Source organism: Lysinibacillus cavernae (assembly GCF_009724685.1).
Taxonomy (GTDB): domain Bacteria; phylum Bacillota; class Bacilli; order Bacillales_A; family Planococcaceae; genus Lysinibacillus; species Lysinibacillus cavernae.
This window is the reverse complement of record NZ_WMEF01000001.1, coordinates 331,943-349,267: the sequence shown is the minus strand read 5'-3', so window position 1 is coordinate 349,267 and position 17,325 is coordinate 331,943. Positions and strand designations below refer to the sequence as shown.

The 17,325-nt window shown below is 39.3% G+C and carries 17 protein-coding genes; all 17 read right to left on the bottom strand.

Annotated features, from left to right (window positions below):
• Position 1: 1 nt before the first annotated feature.
• Entirely contained in the window at positions 2–565 is a 564-nt protein-coding gene (lepB, locus tag GJU32_RS01690) for a signal peptidase I (RefSeq protein ID WP_155590212.1), read from the bottom strand.
• 104 nt (positions 566–669) lie between these two features.
• The gene (rplS, locus tag GJU32_RS01685) at positions 670–1,014 is read right to left on the bottom strand and encodes a 50S ribosomal protein L19 (RefSeq protein ID WP_155590211.1); all 345 of its coding nucleotides are present in this window, start codon (positions 1,012–1,014) and stop codon (positions 670–672) included.
• A 116-nt stretch (positions 1,015–1,130) separates the two neighbouring features.
• Positions 1,131–1,868, bottom strand: a complete 738-nt coding sequence (gene trmD / locus GJU32_RS01680) for a tRNA (guanosine(37)-N1)-methyltransferase TrmD (protein ID WP_155590698.1) — start codon at positions 1,866–1,868, stop codon at positions 1,131–1,133.
• On the bottom strand, positions 1,868–2,383 hold the full coding sequence (gene rimM / locus GJU32_RS01675; RefSeq protein ID WP_155590210.1) for a ribosome maturation factor RimM: 516 nt from the start codon (positions 2,381–2,383) through the stop codon (positions 1,868–1,870). Before rimM ends, trmD begins: the two co-directional genes overlap by 1 nt.
• A gap of 392 nt (positions 2,384–2,775) precedes the next feature.
• The gene (locus tag GJU32_RS01670) at positions 2,776–3,009 is read right to left on the bottom strand and encodes a KH domain-containing protein (protein WP_134018983.1); all 234 of its coding nucleotides are present in this window, start codon (positions 3,007–3,009) and stop codon (positions 2,776–2,778) included.
• Between the two features lie 15 nt (positions 3,010–3,024).
• A complete protein-coding gene (gene rpsP, locus GJU32_RS01665) occupies positions 3,025–3,297 on the bottom strand; it encodes a 30S ribosomal protein S16 (RefSeq protein WP_053483320.1) in 273 nt (90 codons plus the stop codon).
• 94 nt (positions 3,298–3,391) lie between these two features.
• Entirely contained in the window at positions 3,392–4,750 is a 1,359-nt protein-coding gene (ffh, locus tag GJU32_RS01660; RefSeq protein WP_155590209.1) for a signal recognition particle protein, read from the bottom strand.
• A 12-nt stretch (positions 4,751–4,762) separates the two neighbouring features.
• Positions 4,763–5,098 carry a putative DNA-binding protein gene (locus tag GJU32_RS01655; RefSeq protein ID WP_155590208.1) on the bottom strand — a complete coding sequence of 112 codons (336 nt, stop codon included), beginning with the start codon at positions 5,096–5,098 and terminating at the stop codon, positions 4,763–4,765.
• Positions 5,099–5,298: 200 nt separating this feature from the next.
• Positions 5,299–6,555, bottom strand: coding sequence for a signal recognition particle-docking protein FtsY (gene ftsY, locus GJU32_RS01650; protein ID WP_155590207.1), 1,257 nt, complete (start codon positions 6,553–6,555; stop codon positions 5,299–5,301).
• Positions 6,552–10,133, bottom strand: a complete 3,582-nt coding sequence (smc, locus tag GJU32_RS01645) for a chromosome segregation protein SMC (RefSeq protein ID WP_155590206.1) — start codon at positions 10,131–10,133, stop codon at positions 6,552–6,554. Before smc ends, ftsY begins: the two co-directional genes overlap by 4 nt.
• 3 nt (positions 10,134–10,136) lie before the next feature.
• Complete coding sequence (gene rnc / locus GJU32_RS01640; protein ID WP_012293239.1) at positions 10,137–10,901, bottom strand: ribonuclease III; 765 nt, start codon at positions 10,899–10,901, stop codon at positions 10,137–10,139.
• Positions 10,902–11,452: 551 nt separating this feature from the next.
• On the bottom strand, positions 11,453–11,689 hold the full coding sequence (gene acpP, locus GJU32_RS01635; protein WP_053993894.1) for an acyl carrier protein: 237 nt from the start codon (positions 11,687–11,689) through the stop codon (positions 11,453–11,455).
• A gap of 58 nt (positions 11,690–11,747) precedes the next feature.
• On the bottom strand, positions 11,748–12,494 hold the full coding sequence (gene fabG / locus GJU32_RS01630) for a 3-oxoacyl-[acyl-carrier-protein] reductase (protein WP_155590205.1): 747 nt from the start codon (positions 12,492–12,494) through the stop codon (positions 11,748–11,750).
• Complete coding sequence (fabD, locus tag GJU32_RS01625; protein ID WP_155590204.1) at positions 12,487–13,440, bottom strand: ACP S-malonyltransferase; 954 nt, start codon at positions 13,438–13,440, stop codon at positions 12,487–12,489. The genes fabG and fabD overlap by 8 nt, the downstream gene beginning before the upstream one ends.
• An 18-nt stretch (positions 13,441–13,458) precedes the next feature.
• A complete protein-coding gene (gene plsX, locus GJU32_RS01620) occupies positions 13,459–14,451 on the bottom strand; it encodes a phosphate acyltransferase PlsX (RefSeq protein ID WP_155590203.1) in 993 nt (330 codons plus the stop codon).
• A 2-nt stretch (positions 14,452–14,453) separates the two neighbouring features.
• Positions 14,454–15,026 carry a transcription factor FapR gene (gene fapR / locus GJU32_RS01615; RefSeq protein ID WP_155590697.1) on the bottom strand — a complete coding sequence of 191 codons (573 nt, stop codon included), beginning with the start codon at positions 15,024–15,026 and terminating at the stop codon, positions 14,454–14,456.
• Between the two features lie 132 nt (positions 15,027–15,158).
• Positions 15,159–17,204, bottom strand: coding sequence for an ATP-dependent DNA helicase RecG (recG, locus tag GJU32_RS01610; protein ID WP_155590202.1), 2,046 nt, complete (start codon positions 17,202–17,204; stop codon positions 15,159–15,161).
• Positions 17,205–17,325 lie beyond the last annotated feature (121 nt).

The window sequence follows — 17,325 nt, the reverse complement described above, 5'->3', positions numbered from 1 at the left end:
CTTACTTTACAATTTTTATGTCACTAAACGGCCAGAAAATCAAACTAGTGTTACCGATAATTTCCTTTTGTTCAACAAGGCCAATGTGTCGACTATCTTTACTATTTCGACGATTATCCCCCATGACAAAAACATATCCTTCAGGAATAGTGTCCAAGGAAACATCGATGTCTTTTAAGGTAAAGTCTTCTGTTAAAGTTCCCCCGTTAATTTGCTCTTTATAAGCATCTAAATAGGGCTCGTCAATTGGATCACCATTAATATACAATTGATCGTCCTTATATTCCAATGTATCTCCTGGCAATCCAATTACACGCTTTATGTAATTTTTTTGTTCAGGTGCATGAAACACAACGATGTCAAAACGTTTTGGTTCACCTATTTTATAACCAATTTTATTCACGATCATTCGGTCGCCATCTTCAAGGGTTGGCATCATGGACTCACCATCAACTGCAATGGGTGTAAATAAAAAATATCGAATAATTGCAGCAATCGCAAATGCAATTAATAGTGCTTTTGTCCATTCCCATAATTCATTCTTTTCTTTCACTTGTTTTTCCATCGAGAATGCCCCCTTGTCTAACACCATTTTAGATGATAGTGAATTAAGTTGACAAGCAAAAAGAAAAGGGGCTTGAACACAAGCCCCTCACTTTTAAGTCATAATTATCGAATTTCTTTAATACGAGCAGCTTTACCACGTAGGTTACGTAGGTAGTAAAGTTTAGCACGACGTACTTTACCACGACGTACAACTTCTAAGTTAGCGATTTTTGGTGTGTGTACAGGGAATGTACGCTCAACACCTACACCGTAAGAAATTTTACGAACTGTGAAAGTTTCGCTAATACCGCCACCACGACGTTTAATTACTACACCTTCGAAAAGTTGGATACGTTCACGAGTACCCTCTACTACTTTCACGTGTACCTTAACAGTATCACCAGGACGGAAAGCTGGTAGATCAGTGCGAAGCTGAGCTTTTGTAATTTCTGTAATAATGTTTGACATTGTTTTCTCTCCTTAGACAGATGCTCTTGCACGCATTCTATGCCACAGCGGAACACCGTAATTCAGTACTTCACATAGAAGTACAGATTAGATGTTACCATAAATAAAGCAGGCAATCAAGCATCTTGATGATTGTTTTTTAGTTTTTCTAGATACAATTTTTGCTTGTCTGTTAATGGATATTGCTCCAATAAGTCGGGACGGCGCTCAAAAGTTCTTTTCAGCGATTGTTCCTCTCTCCATTGCTCGATTTTGGCGTGATTCCCCGATAATAAAACATCAGGTACCTTCATTCCACGAAACTCTGCAGGTCGTGTATAATGCGGGTGTTCAAGCAGACCCGTTGAAAACGAATCCTGTATATGAGAATCTTTTTGTCCCAATACACCTGGTAACAGTCTGACCACACTATCAATAACGGTCATGGCTCCTAATTCTCCACCGGTTAACACGAAATCACCAATTGAGATCTCATCTGTCACGAGGTGCTGACGTATACGTTCATCATAGCCTTCATAATGACCACATAGAAAAACTAATTCCGTTTCTTGTGCTAGCTCTTCTGCTTTTTTCTGAGTAAATCGTTCACCCTGAGGACACATTAAAATGATGCGTGGCTGTTTCCCAGCAGTTATAGTCTCTACTGCACTAAACATAGGCTCAGGCTTTAATACCATACCCGCACCACCACCATACGGATAGTCGTCAACTTGATTGTGCTTGTTCCCTGAATATGCGCGGATATCCGTTACCTCTAGCTTTACAGCACCCTTTTCTTGAGCTTTCTTTAAAATGGATGCTCCAAAAACGCCTGAGAACATATCAGGAAACAGACTTAATACATGAATATTCATCATAATAAGCCTTCCATTACATGAATTACTATTTTTTTATCTACAACATCAATGTCTTTCACGATATCTTCTATATAAGGGATGTAGTGCTCCTTCTTTGAGCCTTTGACTACCCACACATCGTTTGCCCCTGTTTGCAGGATATCCGTCACAAGACCAATTGTTTCGCCATCTTCAGAAATAACTGTACAGCCTATTATTTCATGGAAAAAGAATTCATTTTCTGTAAGTAGATCATCTGTCAATTGATCTTTTGTCACTTTTAGCATGCCTTCTTTAAACGGTTCTACAAGGTTGATATTGCTCATACCTTCAAATGTTAATAAAATAAAGTTTTTATGACGACGCACCGATTGAATCGTTACCCATGTCGGCTTCTTATCGTCCTTTTTAAAGGCAGCAAGCTTATTTCCTACTGCAAAACGTTCTTCTTCAAAGTCTGTTGTCGATAACACACGCACCTCACCACGAATGCCGTGTGTATTAACAATACGACCTACATTAAACCATTCCATTTAACTTTCACCTCGTAAAAAACTTGTCTCCACAAAGCATCTTACTCACCCAATAAATAGTTACCGTTCTTTCATTTTATCGCCGCTCGCAGATGTGCTTCGGAAGAATGTAGTTTTAGCTAAGACTGATTTGTCTTGTCATTTATTAATATAAGCAATACCCTTTAGATGTAACCCTTATAATAGCTTTATTTTCCACCCAATTATAGAAGCAATAGATACATACTGCTGTTAAAACAAGATAAAAAAAGGAAGGAACCTACAAGCTCCCTCCTTCTTAGTCCAGATTTTACGCTTCAATGCTAAAGGCCACTTCGAACTCCTAAGCGACATGTAAACACACCTATCAGGACTCACTGGCACTTGTAGCAAGAGCGTGAAAATCTTTTCTATTAATCCAATATATCGACGTAGGTCTTCTTTTGATGGTGACTACCTGCCGCTGAATAAACAATTGTACGAATCGCTTTCGCTACTCGCCCTTGTTTGCCTATGACTTTCCCTCTATCCTCTGGATGAACAAAAAGTTTATAAACAATTCGATTTGCATTTTCATCCGTCTCAATACGAACTTCTTTTGGATAATCGACTAACGGTAAAACGATTGCTTCAATCAGCTGCTTCAAAGACGTCGCCCCCGATTATTTACTGAATTTTTGGTTATGGAATTTTTCCATGATACCTTGTTCTGAGAACAGGTTACGTACTGTATCTGATGGTTTTGCACCGTCAGTTAACCATTTAAGAGCTTTCTCTTCATCAATGTTTACAGTAGCTGGTTGAGTTAGTGGGTTGTAAGTACCAACTGTTTCGATTGAACGACCGTCACGTGGTGAACGAGCGTCTGCAACTACGATACGATAGAAAGGAGATTTTTTAGCTCCCATACGTTTTAAGCGAATTTTAACTGCCATTTTAATAGCACCTCCGAATAAGTTTCACACAAGATAGTATATTATCAATGTTTAGGTTGTTTGTAAAGTGTTTTTTCTTAACACCTATAAATTATTATTTAAACAATGAATCAAAGCCTGGTAATTTCATTTTTTTCTTCCCTTTACCACTTGCCATTCCAGTCATTTGCTTCATCATTTTTTTCATTTCATCAAATTGCTTGATTAGACGATTGACCTCTTGAATAGACGTCCCAGAACCTTTGGCAATACGCTTTTTACGGCTACCATTAATGATTTCCGGGTTGGTCTTTTCAGCAGGCGTCATAGAGTAAATAATAGCTTCTACACGCCCCATTTGCTTATCATCAACTTTTACATTATCTAAGCCTTTGATTTTGTTTGCACCAGGGAGCATTTTTAAAATTTCATCAAGTGGTCCCATTTTCTTGACTTGCTGTAATTGTTCAACGAAATCATCAAATGTAAAAGATTGAGACTTGAACTTTTCTTCTAATTCTTTGGCCTTTGCTTCATCTACATTTGCTTGGGCTTTTTCTATTAGGGATAGAACATCTCCCATACCTAATATACGAGACGCCATACGTTCCGGATGGAAAGGTTCAAGGGCATCCATTTTCTCACCCATACCAACAAATTTAATCGGTTTCTGTGTTACAGAACGAATGGATAATGCCGCACCACCACGTGTATCACCATCAAGTTTAGTTAAAACAACACCTGTAATGCCAATAGCCTCGTTAAAGCTTTCTGCCACGTTTACAGCATCCTGCCCAGTCATAGCATCTACAACAAGAAATACTTCATCGGGCTCTTTTAAGGCACGAATATCCTTTAATTCCTGCATTAAATCTTCATCGATATGAAGTCGACCAGCTGTATCGATAATAACCACATCATGATGCTCTTCTTTTGCCAATTCAATTGCCTGACGTGCAATTTCTACTGGCGAAACTTCAGTTCCTAACGCAAACACAGGTAGTGATAATTGCTTTCCTAATGTTTGTAGCTGTTGAACAGCCGCCGGGCGATAAACGTCTGCAGCAACTAGTAATGGCTTACGATTATATTTCTTACGTAATACATTTGCCAGTTTTCCTGAAGTCGTCGTTTTACCTGCACCCTGTAAGCCAACCATCATGATGACAGTTGGTGGCTTAGTATTAAATTTGATTGGGCTTTGTTCGCCACCCATCAATTGCGTCAATTCGTCTTGTACGATTTTAATAACTTGCTGTCCTGGCGTTAAGCTTTGCATTACATCGACACCGACAGCCCGTTCACTTACCTTTTTTACGAATTCTTTGACTACTTTTAAGTTAACATCCGCCTCGATTAAAGCAAATCGGACTTCTCGCATCATATCTTTGACGTCTTGTTCTGATACTTTCCCTTTGCCTTTAATCTTTTGGATCGTTCCTTGGAGTCGTTCCGCTAATCCTTCAAAAGCCATTGCTTTCGCCTCCTAATCCCATTCTTTCAGCTGTTCAATAAGCACTAATTGCTCTTCAACTGTCATACTTTTTTCTGTAATCGCCACTGTTAACTGTGCCAACATTTTGGTACGTTGTTGAAATTTTTCAAGTAAACATAATTTTTCTTCATATTCCTCAAGCATTGCTTCTGTTCGACGAATATTATCATAAACAGCTTGGCGTGATATTCCATATGATTCAGCGATTTCACCAAGTGAGTGGTCGTCTAAATAATATAGCTCCATATAACTGCGTTGCTTATCTGTTAATAATGCTTGATAAAAGTCGAAGAGAAAGTTCATGCGTGTTGTTTTTTCAAGTAGCATCGAAAGTTTCTCCTCCCGTTCTTAGTCATTTGTATCATAACGAAAAGCGCCCGTCTGTGTCAAGGTAATCTCCTTGTCTAAAAGCCTAAATGTCTGCTTGCAGGCACATTTTACGCCTTTAGCTAGTATTACACTTTTAAACACGTCAATTCATCTAAATACAGTCGAGCGTTTTATAAATTCCTAAGCGATGTTCGCTGTTAATCTTCGCTATTTTGTAATTCTTTATCCAAACCATCAGCAAATAAACCATAAACATATCGTTCTGCATCGAATGGCTGTAGATCATCCATTTTCTCACCAAGACCAATAAATTTCACAGGAATGTGTAATTTGTTACGAATAGCAAGAACAATACCACCCTTAGCTGTACCGTCAAGCTTCGTTAGGACAATGCCTGTTACATTCGTTGCTTCTTTAAATGTTTGTGCTTGGACTAGTGCATTTTGACCAGTTGTTGCATCTAATGCTAATAATACTTCATGTGGAGCATTTGGAATCTCACGTGAAATAACACGATGTACTTTTTCGAGCTCGTTCATTAAGTTCACTTTGTTTTGCAAGCGTCCAGCTGTATCACAAATTAATACATCCGCTTTTCTGTTTTTCGCAGCACGAATTGCATCATACATGACTGCCGCTGGGTCAGAGCCCTCTGATTGTTTAATAACCTCACAACCTACTCGATCTCCCCACACTTGTAATTGATCAATTGCACCAGCACGGAACGTATCACCTGCAGCTAAAACAACCGTTTTCCCTTGCGATTTTAATCGATGTGCGAGTTTGCCAATCGTCGTTGTTTTCCCAACGCCATTTACACCAACGAATAGAATCACTGTTAACTCACCATCAGGCTGCATATTTAGCTCAATTAAATCTTCTTCACCTTGCTCATAAATTTCTACAAGTTTCTCAGAAATCACTGTTTGGATGCCATTCGTATCTTTTATATTTTTACGCTGAACTTCGAAACGTAGTTTATCCATGAGTTCCATGACTGTTTCAAAGCCGACATCAGCTTGTAATAATAAATCTTCTAATTCTTCAAAGAAATCCTCATCCACTTTACGATAACGCGCAACAAGGTCGTTCACTTTTGAAGTAAAGGAATTACGTGTTTTTTCAAGACCCACCTTGAATTTTTGTGTAATCGACCAAGCAGAAGGCTTTTTCTCCTCTGCTAGATTGTTTTCAACTACTGCTAGCTCTTGTACTTCTTGCTGATCTTCTTCTACTACAGGTGAAAGCTCTGCTTCTTTCACAATTTCAATTTCTGGAAATTTCTCTACTTGTTCATGCAATTCTACATCAGCAGTCTCAATGGCAGCAGGTTCGTTTGATTCTTCTAGCTCTTGTTGATTAGGATCTTGCGCATCATTGTCAACTGATTGTAATTTTTCTTCCTCTGCTGGATTGCCCATTAATTTATCTTTTAAACGTTTAAAAAAACTCATGCTTGTTCGCTCCTTTGCTCCGCAAGTACGGGTTCATCTTCTAATTTTACTGATACCAGTTTCGACACACCAGATTCTTGCATTGTTATACCATACAAAACATCTGCTCCCTCCATCGTTCCTTTACGATGTGTAATGACAATGAATTGAGTGTTACGGCTAAATTTTTTCAAATATTGGCTATAGCGCACAACATTTGCCTCATCTAAAGCCGCCTCTACTTCATCGAGAATACAGAATGGTACAGGTCGTATATTTAAGATGGAGAATAATAAAGCAATGGCCGTTAGTGCTCGCTCACCGCCAGAAAGCAAACTTAGGTTTTGTAATTTCTTCCCTGGAGGTTGTGCCACAATTTCAATGCCTGTTTCTAGTAAATTTTGCGGATCAATTAACACTAAATCAGCTTGCCCACCCCCAAACAATTCACGGAAAACACGTTTAAATTGCTCTCGGATTGCATAGAACGTTTCACTAAAGCGCAACGTCATTTCTTCATCCATTTCTTTAATGGCTTCGTGCAATGTTTCCTGTGCTGCAAGTAAATCCTCTCGTTGTTCGGTTAAAAAAGTATGGCGTTCCAGTACTCGTTCATATTCCTCAATCGCACCTAAATTAACTGGCCCCAGCTCTTCAATTGATTTTTTTAGCAGTTTCACGCGTCGTCGCACAAACTCTTCATCTTCTATTGCAAGAGCTTCTACCTCTGCTTCTTCCAATGTTAACTGATAGTTTTCTTCGAGTTGTTCAGTAAAATTATCCATCTCATATTCTATGCGATTTTGTTTCAACTCATTTGCACGTATTGCTTCAAGGTATCCTTTATGTATACGTTGCAATTCCTTCATCTGCTCTTCTAATGTTGAGAGTTCTTGTTGTTGACTTACTTTTTCCTCTTTCTTTTGAGAAATAGATTCTTGTAAAGCATCTCTTCTTGTTTTCCATGTAACAACCTGCTCATCTACCTCTTCATCACTTAAATGATTTGTCGATTCATCAGATTGAAGCCACAATATTTCCTGAGAAATATTTTCAACTTTTTGTTGAGCTTTGTTTAATTGTAGCGCTAGCTCTGCAGTAGAAATTTGAACTTGTGACATTTGTTCTTGCATTACTGCTAACTGCGAGCGTTTTTCAGCTAGTTGCTCACGTAAAACATCCTTCTCCGTCTCACTTTGTAGCTTGACCTTACTTAATTGTTCTACAGTTTCATTGATTTCGACAAGCTCTATTGCTAGTGCATTCAATCTCTCCACTGCAGCTTGTTTTTGTGTCAATAATGCTTCCTCACGTGTTTTTACATCTTGTGACTCAGTAGAAGCAAAAGACACTCTGGCTGATAAGCTTTTTTCAACAACCTCTAGCTCTCGAATACGGCTAGCCTGGTGCATCTCATCTTTTCGTAGTTGCTCGCCTTCAAGCTTTAACTGGTCTACTTGATCACGAAGTGTTGCAAGTTTCTCTTTTTCTACAGCAACAGCCTGTTCCGCACTATAAATAGACGCTTGTAACGACTCTAGCTTAAGGATTAAGCCGTCTAACTCGGCTTTTCTTGTAAAGAGTGAGGACTGCTGCTTCAGAGCACCACCCGTTAAAGAACCCCCTGCATTAACAATATCTCCATCAAGTGTAACCACTCGGTATCGGAAACCACATAATCGAGCAATTTGACTAGCACCCTCAAGATTTGCTGCCACAATGACATTACCTAAAAGATTTTCAACAATTGTTTGATTATCTTCATTAAAAGTAACGAGTGCATCCGCCATTTGAATAAAAGCAGGGTGCTCAGTGGCTAGTTGGATAGTCGCTCGATTAATTTTGCGTGATTTCATGACTGTTTTTGGTAAAAAAGTAGCGCGTCCAGCACGCTTTTGCTTTAACCAGTGAATGGCCTGTTGTGCATGACGTTCATTGGTTGTGACAATATGCTGGGAGGCAGCACCTAAAGCTGTTTCTATAGCTTGTGAATATTTTCCCTCAACTTGAATTAACTCAGCTACAGCTCCCTCAATACCTAGTAATTCACCTTTATCACGAGCAAGTAAGACTTCCTTAACACCTTGGAAAAATCCAGAAAAATCCGCTTCAAGCTCAGCTAACGTATCTTTTCTAGCCTTTAGTTGCTGTTGATGCTGATAAGCTTTATACAGCATATCCTGCTTTTCAGCAAAGGTTGCATTGACATTTTTCAGCTGTATTTGTACTGTTTCGTAGTGTTCGAGTTTTTCTTGCAAGTCATTTGTTGTTGAAGTGTGCTCAGCCACTAGCTGTTCCTTTTCAGCAACAATTTGTATAAGCTCCTGTCCAATTTCATCCGTTTGGTCAGACATTCTTGCTGCCATTGCCTTTTGCTGAGCTAATTGCTGATCTATATTTTTCAATTCATTTTTGATTGTTGCTTCTTCATTCAATGAATCGATATATCGATTTTTTTTCTCTTCGATTTCTTTCTCAATCTCTGTAACAGAGCGATTTAATGATTGTTCTAACTGTTTGATGCTCTGTTTTAGCACTGAAACTGCTTGCTGTTTCTCAGAGAATACTTCTTTTTTCTCCTGTTCTTGAACAAGCAGTACCTCTACTTCAGCTTTGGCTTCTTGTAATGTCGTATTCAACTGTAGTAGTTGGTTGGATGCATTTTGTCGTTTTTCAGCCATCAATGCCTTACGACCATCCCAACGTTCTACCTCCATTGTGGCATTGACAAGATCAGCCTGTGAAGCGTCCAAATAATCATCGAGTTCTTTCAATAGCTTACGAATATTTGTTGTCTGTTGATCGATAGTAGCAATATTTTGAGCTTGTTTTTGCTCTGTTGCTGACAGCTCGGTAAATTCAGCTTTTAGTGCATGCAAAGATTGTGCACAATTATTAAAATCATGCACAAGGATCGCAATATCAAAATCTTTTAGCTCGGTAGACATTTGTACATAGTCTTTTGCACTAGATGCCTGCATTTCAAGTGGCTCTAATCGGTTGTCTAATTCATGGAGAATATCTAATACACGATACAAATTCTCATCTGTTTCAACAAGCTTATGCTCTGCTTTTTTCTTCCTTATTTTATACTTTAATACGCCAGCTGCCTCTTCAAAAATCGAACGACGGTCATCAGGTCGGCTATTTAAAATTTCATCAACACGGCCTTGAGAAATGATTGAAAATGCCTCTTTTCCAAGCCCTGAATCCATAAACAAGTCCGTAATATCCTTCAGGCGACACTGCTGGTTATTTAATAAATATTCACTATCACCTGAACGGTATACGCGTCTTGTTACACTGACTTCCGTATAGGAAAAAGCAAGTTGCTCGTCCGTATTATCTAAAATAAGTGTTACCTCTGCAAAGTTGAGTGGCTTACGAGAGTCACTTCCAGCAAAAATAACATCTTCCATCTTTGCTCCGCGTAACGACTTTGCCGATTGCTCCCCAAGTACCCAACGAATCGCATCCGTGACATTACTTTTTCCACTTCCATTTGGTCCAACAACCGCTGTAACACCTGGTACAAAGTCAATTCCAATGCGTTCCGCAAAAGATTTAAAGCCAATCACTTCTAGTCGTTTTAGGAACATCTATTAAGCCTCCTCTTTTGCAGCTTCTTCACGCATCATTCTCATTGCGCATTGTGCAGCTTGCTGCTCGGCTTCTTTTTTTGATTTTCCACGACCAATACCAAGCTCTTGTCCATTCAATAATACGCTTGATACAAAGGTACGGTTGTGTGCTGGGCCCTTTTCATCGATAATCTCATAATGAAGAAGTCCATTATTGGTTTGCTGTACCATTTCTTGCAATTGACTTTTAAAATCCATCACATGCGAAAAAGCACCGACTTCTACTTTTGGGAACACGATACGTTCTAAAAATGATACGACCGTTTGTAAATCTTGATCTAAATATAGAGCACCTACAAATGATTCAAACACATCTGCAAGTAGCGCTGGGCGTTCCCGTCCACCTGTTAATTCCTCACCTTTTCCAAGTAAAACAAAGCGTCCAAAGCCTAATTCATTAGCAAAAATAACTAGTGATGGCTCACACACAATGGATGCTCTTAACTTTGTTAACTCACCCTCGCTCATATTTGGGTATTTCTCAAAAAGATATTTAGAAACAGACAGTTCAAGTACTGCGTCTCCTAAGAATTCAAGACGCTCATTATCCGTAAATAGTTTACGGCGATGCTCATTCACATAAGATGAATGCGTGAATGCTTGATACAATAAATTTTTATTAATAAATGTGATATTTAATTCATGCTGTAACAGCTCGAATTGATTGCGTACTTTTTCAGGAAGTACGCCAGATTTCTGCATAGTTCCTTTTCTTTTCATAGCCATTGAACAAATCTGCCTTCCTAATAGTTTCTACCGTTTTAGTGTACCTTTTTCAAGGCGTTTATGCAAAAGTATTTCGGCTTAAACACAATGTTTTGGAAATTTTTTCGAAAATTTATCTTGATTCAGCTAAAGACCCCTTTATAAGGAGGAGATGAGTGCTTGTTTACACCTATTGAAATAGAAACACACCGTCTAAAAACTCCACGTCCTGTGACAAAGACAATGTAACTAACATCTTGTTGCCCCAAAGCCTCCTGCAGATGTTAGATTTGCAAAGAAGCCTTTCGAGAAAGCTCGAAATTATCTGGACGCGATTACGCTGAGCCATGATCTATTTTCAAAATAAAAAAAGGGACGTCAATAGATCGATAAACGATCTATTTCGTCCCCTTTAAATACATCTTCGTTCATTACATCTGCTCCTACTATCAAAGAAAAGCAGAAAAACAATTTCTACTTTATTCAAGCTATCATAAATACCATTGTGTAATTACGATGACCGTCATACCAATAGAGGTGAGACATTTTCGCTAAATAAAGTACTAACGAAATTAGTTTAATTTACCTTCGATGTATGAAATTGCAGAACCTACTGTTGAGATTTTTTCAGCATCTTCATCAGAAATTTCCATATCGAATTCGTCTTCAAGCTCCATTACAAGCTCAACAACGTCTAATGAGTCAGCCCCTAAATCATCACGGAAAGAAGCTTCAAGCGTTACTTCACTTTCTTCAACACCTAAGCGGTCCACGATTACTTTTGTTACGCGTTCTAATACTGTAGACAAATGATTCACCTCCCCTCAAATGATTATACAAAAAATCAGCGTTTATGCCTAATTGAAATTACATGACCATACCGCCATCTATATGAAGCGTTTGTCCTGTCATATAGTTAGCGTCGTCCGATGCAAGGAAAGCTACTGCCTTTGCAATATCCTCAGGCTGTCCAAGTTTAGCAAGTGGAATCTGTGTTAGCATTCCCTGTTTAATATCTTCTGGTAGCTGTTCCGTCATTTCTGTTTCGATAAAGCCTGGTGCAATAGCATTGACTAAAATATTACGAGATGCTAATTCCTTTGCAGTCGTTTTCGTTAGTCCAATAACACCTGCTTTAGCCGCAACATAGTTTGCTTGACCAGCATTACCCGCTACACCAACGATTGAAGAAATATTAATAATGCGACCTGCACGTTGCTTCATCATTTGACGTGTTACAGCTTTTGTACAAAGGAATACACCTTTAAGGTTCGTATCTAATACATCGTCCCATTCGTCTTCTTTCATACGCATTATCAAATTATCTCTTGTAATACCAGCATTATTGACTAAAATATCAAGTGAGCCGAAAGTTTTCACTGTGGCATCCATTAATGCTGTCACTTCTTCCGTCTTTGAAACGCTTGCTTGCACAGCAATTGCCTCTCCACCGTTTTCTTGAATCATCGCAACTACTTCTTCTGCTTTCGCTTGTGAGCCACTATAGTTCACAACAACCTTAGCTCCCTCGTCAGCAAGCTTAAAAGCAATTGCACGTCCAATTCCACGTGAAGCTCCTGTTACAACAGCTACTTTTCCTTCTAATTTACGCATTGATTGACCACTCCTTCGACGCTTCTAAAACCGCTTCTAACGATGCTTCATCATAGACACAATACGCTCCAACAGAGCGATCGATTTTTTTCAAGAGACCGCTTAATACTTTACCAGGTCCACATTCGATAAAGACATCAACACCTTGCGCAATCATTTCACGCATAGATGATTCCCATTGCACAGCACTATATACCTGTTCAACTAGCTCCTGTTGAATCGCTGGTACATCCTTTAATTCCTTCGCCATCACATTCCCGATAACAGGAATTTCAGGTGCGGATAAAGTGATATCTGCCAACGCTGCTTTCAGTTGCTGTGAGGATGGTCGCATCAACTCAGAATGGAAAGGACCACTTACAACTAAAGGTATTGCTCGTTTTGCCCCTGCTTCTTTTGCAGCGATAATGGCCTTGTCAACGCCTTCTTTTGTGCCTGAAATCACAATTTGTCCTGGACAATTCACATTGGCAACCTGAACAGAATCACCTGCTACCGAAACCTGCTCAGTTACTTCGTTCAATGCCTCTAGTTCCATTCCTAAAATCGCTGCCATTGCCCCTTGTCCAGCAGGTACAGCTTCATTCATATAAAGTCCTCGTTTATGCACAATAGACACAGCATCATCAAATGACATTACGCCCGCAATAACCAATGCACTATATTCTCCAAGTGAATGACCCGCTGCGTAATGTGGTTGAATGCCTGCTGCACGCAACTTCTCGGCCACCATTACACCAGTAGTAAGAAGTGCTGGCTGAGCATGATATGTCAGTGTTAATTCCTCTGCTGGACCTTCTAACATTAACTTAGATAAGTCAAAATTTAGAGCTTGATCTGCGCGATCATAAAAGTCTCTACTTTCCTGTGAATTTTCAACAAACTCTTGACCCATTCCTACTACTTGCGAACCCTGTCCTGGAAAAATAAATGCTATTTTCGTCATTTGAATAATCCCCTTTGTTTAATCAATTTCTAAGTGACGTACTGTCTCAGTAATCGTCGAAATTACGGTATGCTCTACCATCGTATTGGCTTGACGGATAGCACTGAAAATTGCTTTTGCATTAGATGATCCATGTGCCTTAATAACAGGAGCTTGTAAGCCAAACAACCCTGCACCACCATACTCTGTATAGTCCATTTTATTTTTCAAGTCACGTAAATTATTTTTCATGAGTACTGCCGAAATTTTCGTTTTCGTTGATGACATAAAAGCCTCTTTTAACATTGAAAATAAAGCGCCCGCCGTCCCTTCAATAGACTTCAACACCATATTGCCTGTAAAGCCATCTGTTACAACAACATCCGCTACTCCTTCAAGTAAATCACGCGCTTCTACATTACCAATAAAATTCAAATCAGCTTCCTTCAATAATTCGAAGGCCGCTTTCGTTAATTCATTGCCTTTTTTATCCTCAGTACCGATATTTAATAAGCCAATTCGTGGTTTTTGTAAGCCACCAACCTTTTTAGCATAAATATCACCCATGATTGCATATTGCACTAAATGCTCTGGTCGGGCATCTGCATTGGCCCCTAAATCAAGCATTAAAAATCCTTTACCATCCAATGTAGGTAGTGTCGTAGCTAAAGCTGGTCGAGCAATTCCTTCAATACGACCTACTTTAAATAAGCCACCTGCCATTAATGCGCCCGTGTTCCCAGCAGAAAGACAAGCATCTGCTCTGTCTTCTTCCACTGCGTCCATCATGCGTGCCATGGAGGAATCCTTTTTTCTACGAACAGCACGAGCAGGATCATCAGTTCCTTCTACTACTTCCTCACAATGTATGATTGTTAATCGATCATGCTGTTTTATAAATGGCTCAAGTTTATCTTGTTGACCATATAATTGAATTTCTAAGTTCGGAATTTGTTCTAATGCTAAGAGTGCACCTTCAACAACCGATTTTGGTGCATTGTCTCCACCCATTCCATCAAGCGCTAATTTCATTGTTACTCACCTTTACCTTTCGTGCGGTACATATCAAATTCACCAACAAAAACGGTTTCACCATTAACGGTAGATGTTACCTCGACTTTTGTACGATGGTTTTTATCATCTCGTCCGATAACAATCGCTTTTGTAATAACACGATTTCCAGCATGTACAGGTTTCACAAACGTAATATTGGAATGTACTGTTAATGCTAGTTCGTCGTCAATTACTGCAACCGCTAATGAGTTTGCCTGTGCAAACAAATGATGTCCACGTGCGATGCCATTGCGCTGAAAAACATGCTCTTCTTGTACATCAAAAATCGATAGTGCTCGATTATCTAATTCAATATCAACAATTTCTCCGATGACCTCATCAATCGGTAGAGATTTCACTTCATTTTCATAGTTTTTTGAAGCAACATCTTTAATTCGCTCCCGTAATTCTGGTATTGATAATTCCATACGGTCTAAACGAATTGTTTGGACACTAACCTGAAACTGTGTTGCTAACTGTTCATCTGTGACGAATGGGTTTTCAGCTATCGTTTCAGTTAGTAGTCGCTGTCGCTCTTTTTTCGTTCGTCTCAACATCATTCGCCACCTTTTGAGTTGTTATTAGCACTTGGTACTAATATCAGTATATAGAGTATAAAAAAAGAATGCAAGACTTGTTTTGAATTCAAGTGCTTACATTCTTTCATTGATATAAAGCTTCTATCACTAATCGAAGCGCTCTCCTTGTAAGACACCAGTCTTTTCTAGCATTTCACGCAAGTATTGATAGTCGTCATCATGCCAAAACGTTTCTGTTTCAAGCATCTCTGTCGCATCCTTTCTAGCGGTCTCAAGAATACGATAATCATGTACTAAATCAGCTACTTTAAAATCAGGTAAACCACTTTGCTTTCTTCCAAAAAAGTCCCCTGGTCCCCTTAGTTCTAGATCTTTTTCAGCTAAACGGAAGCCATCATTCGTTTCTGTCATCGACTGCATACGCTCTTTCCCCTCATCTGACTTAGGATCAGCAAGTAAAATGCAGTATGATTGATGCTCACCACGCCCAACACGCCCTCTGAGCTGATGTAACTGCGCTAAGCCAAACCGTTCAGCATCATAGACAATCATAAAAGTCGCATTTGGTACATTAACACCTACCTCCACAACCGTTGTAGAAACTAAAACCTGAATGGACCCCTCACTAAAAGCACGCATAACTGCATCTTTTTCATCAGCCGATAAACGTCCATGCATTAACCCGACACGATAGCGCTCTTTAAAATAAATCGCTAGCTGCTCATAGATTTCAACAGCATTTTGAACATCAAGCTTATCTGATTCCTCAATAAGTGGACAAATGGCATAGACTTGTCTTCCAGCTGCTAGCTCCGATTCTAGGTTCGACATAACAGAACCGAATTGCTCTTTCTTCATCCAATGGGTTTCAATTTGCTTACGCCCAGCCGGCATTTCATCAATCATCGATACATCCATTTCCCCAAATGCGGTAATAGCGAGTGTTCGGGGTATAGGAGTCGCCGTCATAAAGAGTACATCTGGGTTTTCCCCCTTATCACGCAATATACGACGTTGCTCAACACCAAAGCGATGCTGTTCATCTGTAATCACAAAGCCTAGTTTTTGAAAAACAACATCTGGCTGGATCAATGCATGTGTGCCAATGACAATGTCAAGTTCCCCATTTGCCAAATCCGCTAAAATCGCACGTCGTTCCTTTGCTTTAGTTGACCCAGATAACAAAGCAACACGAACTCCAAATGGTTGAAACCATTCTTTCAAATTTTCCAAGTGCTGTTCAGCTAAAATTTCTGTTGGCGCCATTAACGCTCCTTGAAAACCTGCTGTTACGGCTGCGTATAACCCGATTGCCGCTACAACCGTTTTCCCTGAACCTACATCACCTTGCAGCAAGCGATTCATTCGATGTGGCTCCTTTAAATCTTTACAAATTTCATTAACAACACGTTTTTGGGCATTCGTTAATTCATATGGTAATGAAGCTATAAATTCTCGTAGCTTATGCACATCAAACTGAATGACCGTGCCATGTTCACTATCCTTTCGTATTTTCCGTAATGTTTGAATACGTAATTGGAAATTTAATAGCTCTTCATAGGCAAAGCGTCTTCTTGCTTGTTTGGCATGTCCAGCGTCCAGTGGAAAATGGATACCCTCCAAACCCTCTCGTATTGGAACAAGCTTATACGATTCTTGTAAATGATGAGGAATAGCATCTGGCAACTCTGCTCCAAAGTCATCTAACGCTTGACGCATATATTTTCGGAATCTTTTTTGTGGAATCAAACCTTTAAGACTATATACAGGTTCAAAGTCAACTTGATCTGTTTTAGGGCCGAATGTGACTGTTGTGCCATTGATTACCTGTCTCCCACGATCCCATTTTCCAGTCACCGTAATAATAGAGCCAGGTACAAGCTTTTGCTTTAAATAACCTTGATTGAAAAATACAACTTTCACTAAGTGGCGACCTGCTAAAACCGTTACCTGGAGTCTTGATTTATTGCGACCTAAAAATAAAATCGTAGGCTCACGTTCTACCTTACACTCAACCGTAACACGTTCGTTGTGCGGTGTTTGTACTAAATCTTTTAAACGAAAATCCTCATGTCGATGTGGGAACGTCCAAAATAAATCAGCTATTGTATCGATGCCTAGTGATTCAAGATGTGCTGCTGTTTCTTTCCCGATGCCTTTTAATTCAGTGACGGGACTAGATAATTCAGTCATCCTATCCCACAACTCCCTTCATTGATTTTGTATGTAATCTTCTTAGCTTTCTCTATCTTAATGTACCATAAATTATTTCCCACCCCCTACACATAAGCAAAAAACCCTACCATTAAGTGAT

Coding starts and splice junctions, on each gene's coding strand:
- ffh (WP_155590209.1), bottom strand. CDS start 4,750: ATGGCTTTTGAAGGATTAGCGGAACGACTCCAAGGAACGATCCAAAAG.
- fabD (WP_155590204.1), bottom strand. CDS start 13,440: ATGACGAAAATAGCATTTATTTTTCCAGGACAGGGTTCGCAAGTAGTA.
- rplS (WP_155590211.1), bottom strand. CDS start 1,014: ATGTCAAACATTATTACAGAAATTACAAAAGCTCAGCTTCGCACTGAT.
- GJU32_RS01655 (WP_155590208.1), bottom strand. CDS start 5,098: ATGCTACTTGAAAAAACAACACGCATGAACTTTCTCTTCGACTTTTAT.
- rnc (WP_012293239.1), bottom strand. CDS start 10,901: ATGGCTATGAAAAGAAAAGGAACTATGCAGAAATCTGGCGTACTTCCT.
- plsX (WP_155590203.1), bottom strand. CDS start 14,451: ATGAAATTAGCGCTTGATGGAATGGGTGGAGACAATGCACCAAAATCG.
- rimM (WP_155590210.1), bottom strand. CDS start 2,383: ATGGAATGGTTTAATGTAGGTCGTATTGTTAATACACACGGCATTCGT.
- rpsP (WP_053483320.1), bottom strand. CDS start 3,297: ATGGCAGTTAAAATTCGCTTAAAACGTATGGGAGCTAAAAAATCTCCT.
- ftsY (WP_155590207.1), bottom strand. CDS start 6,555: ATGAGTTTTTTTAAACGTTTAAAAGATAAATTAATGGGCAATCCAGCA.
- smc (WP_155590206.1), bottom strand. CDS start 10,133: ATGTTCCTAAAACGACTAGAAGTGATTGGCTTTAAATCTTTTGCGGAA.
- lepB (WP_155590212.1), bottom strand. CDS start 565: ATGGAAAAACAAGTGAAAGAAAAGAATGAATTATGGGAATGGACAAAA.
- fabG (WP_155590205.1), bottom strand. CDS start 12,494: ATGCGTAAATTAGAAGGAAAAGTAGCTGTTGTAACAGGAGCTTCACGT.
- trmD (WP_155590698.1), bottom strand. CDS start 1,868: ATGAATATTCATGTATTAAGTCTGTTTCCTGATATGTTCTCAGGCGTT.
- recG (WP_155590202.1), bottom strand. CDS start 17,204: ATGACTGAATTATCTAGTCCCGTCACTGAATTAAAAGGCATCGGGAAA.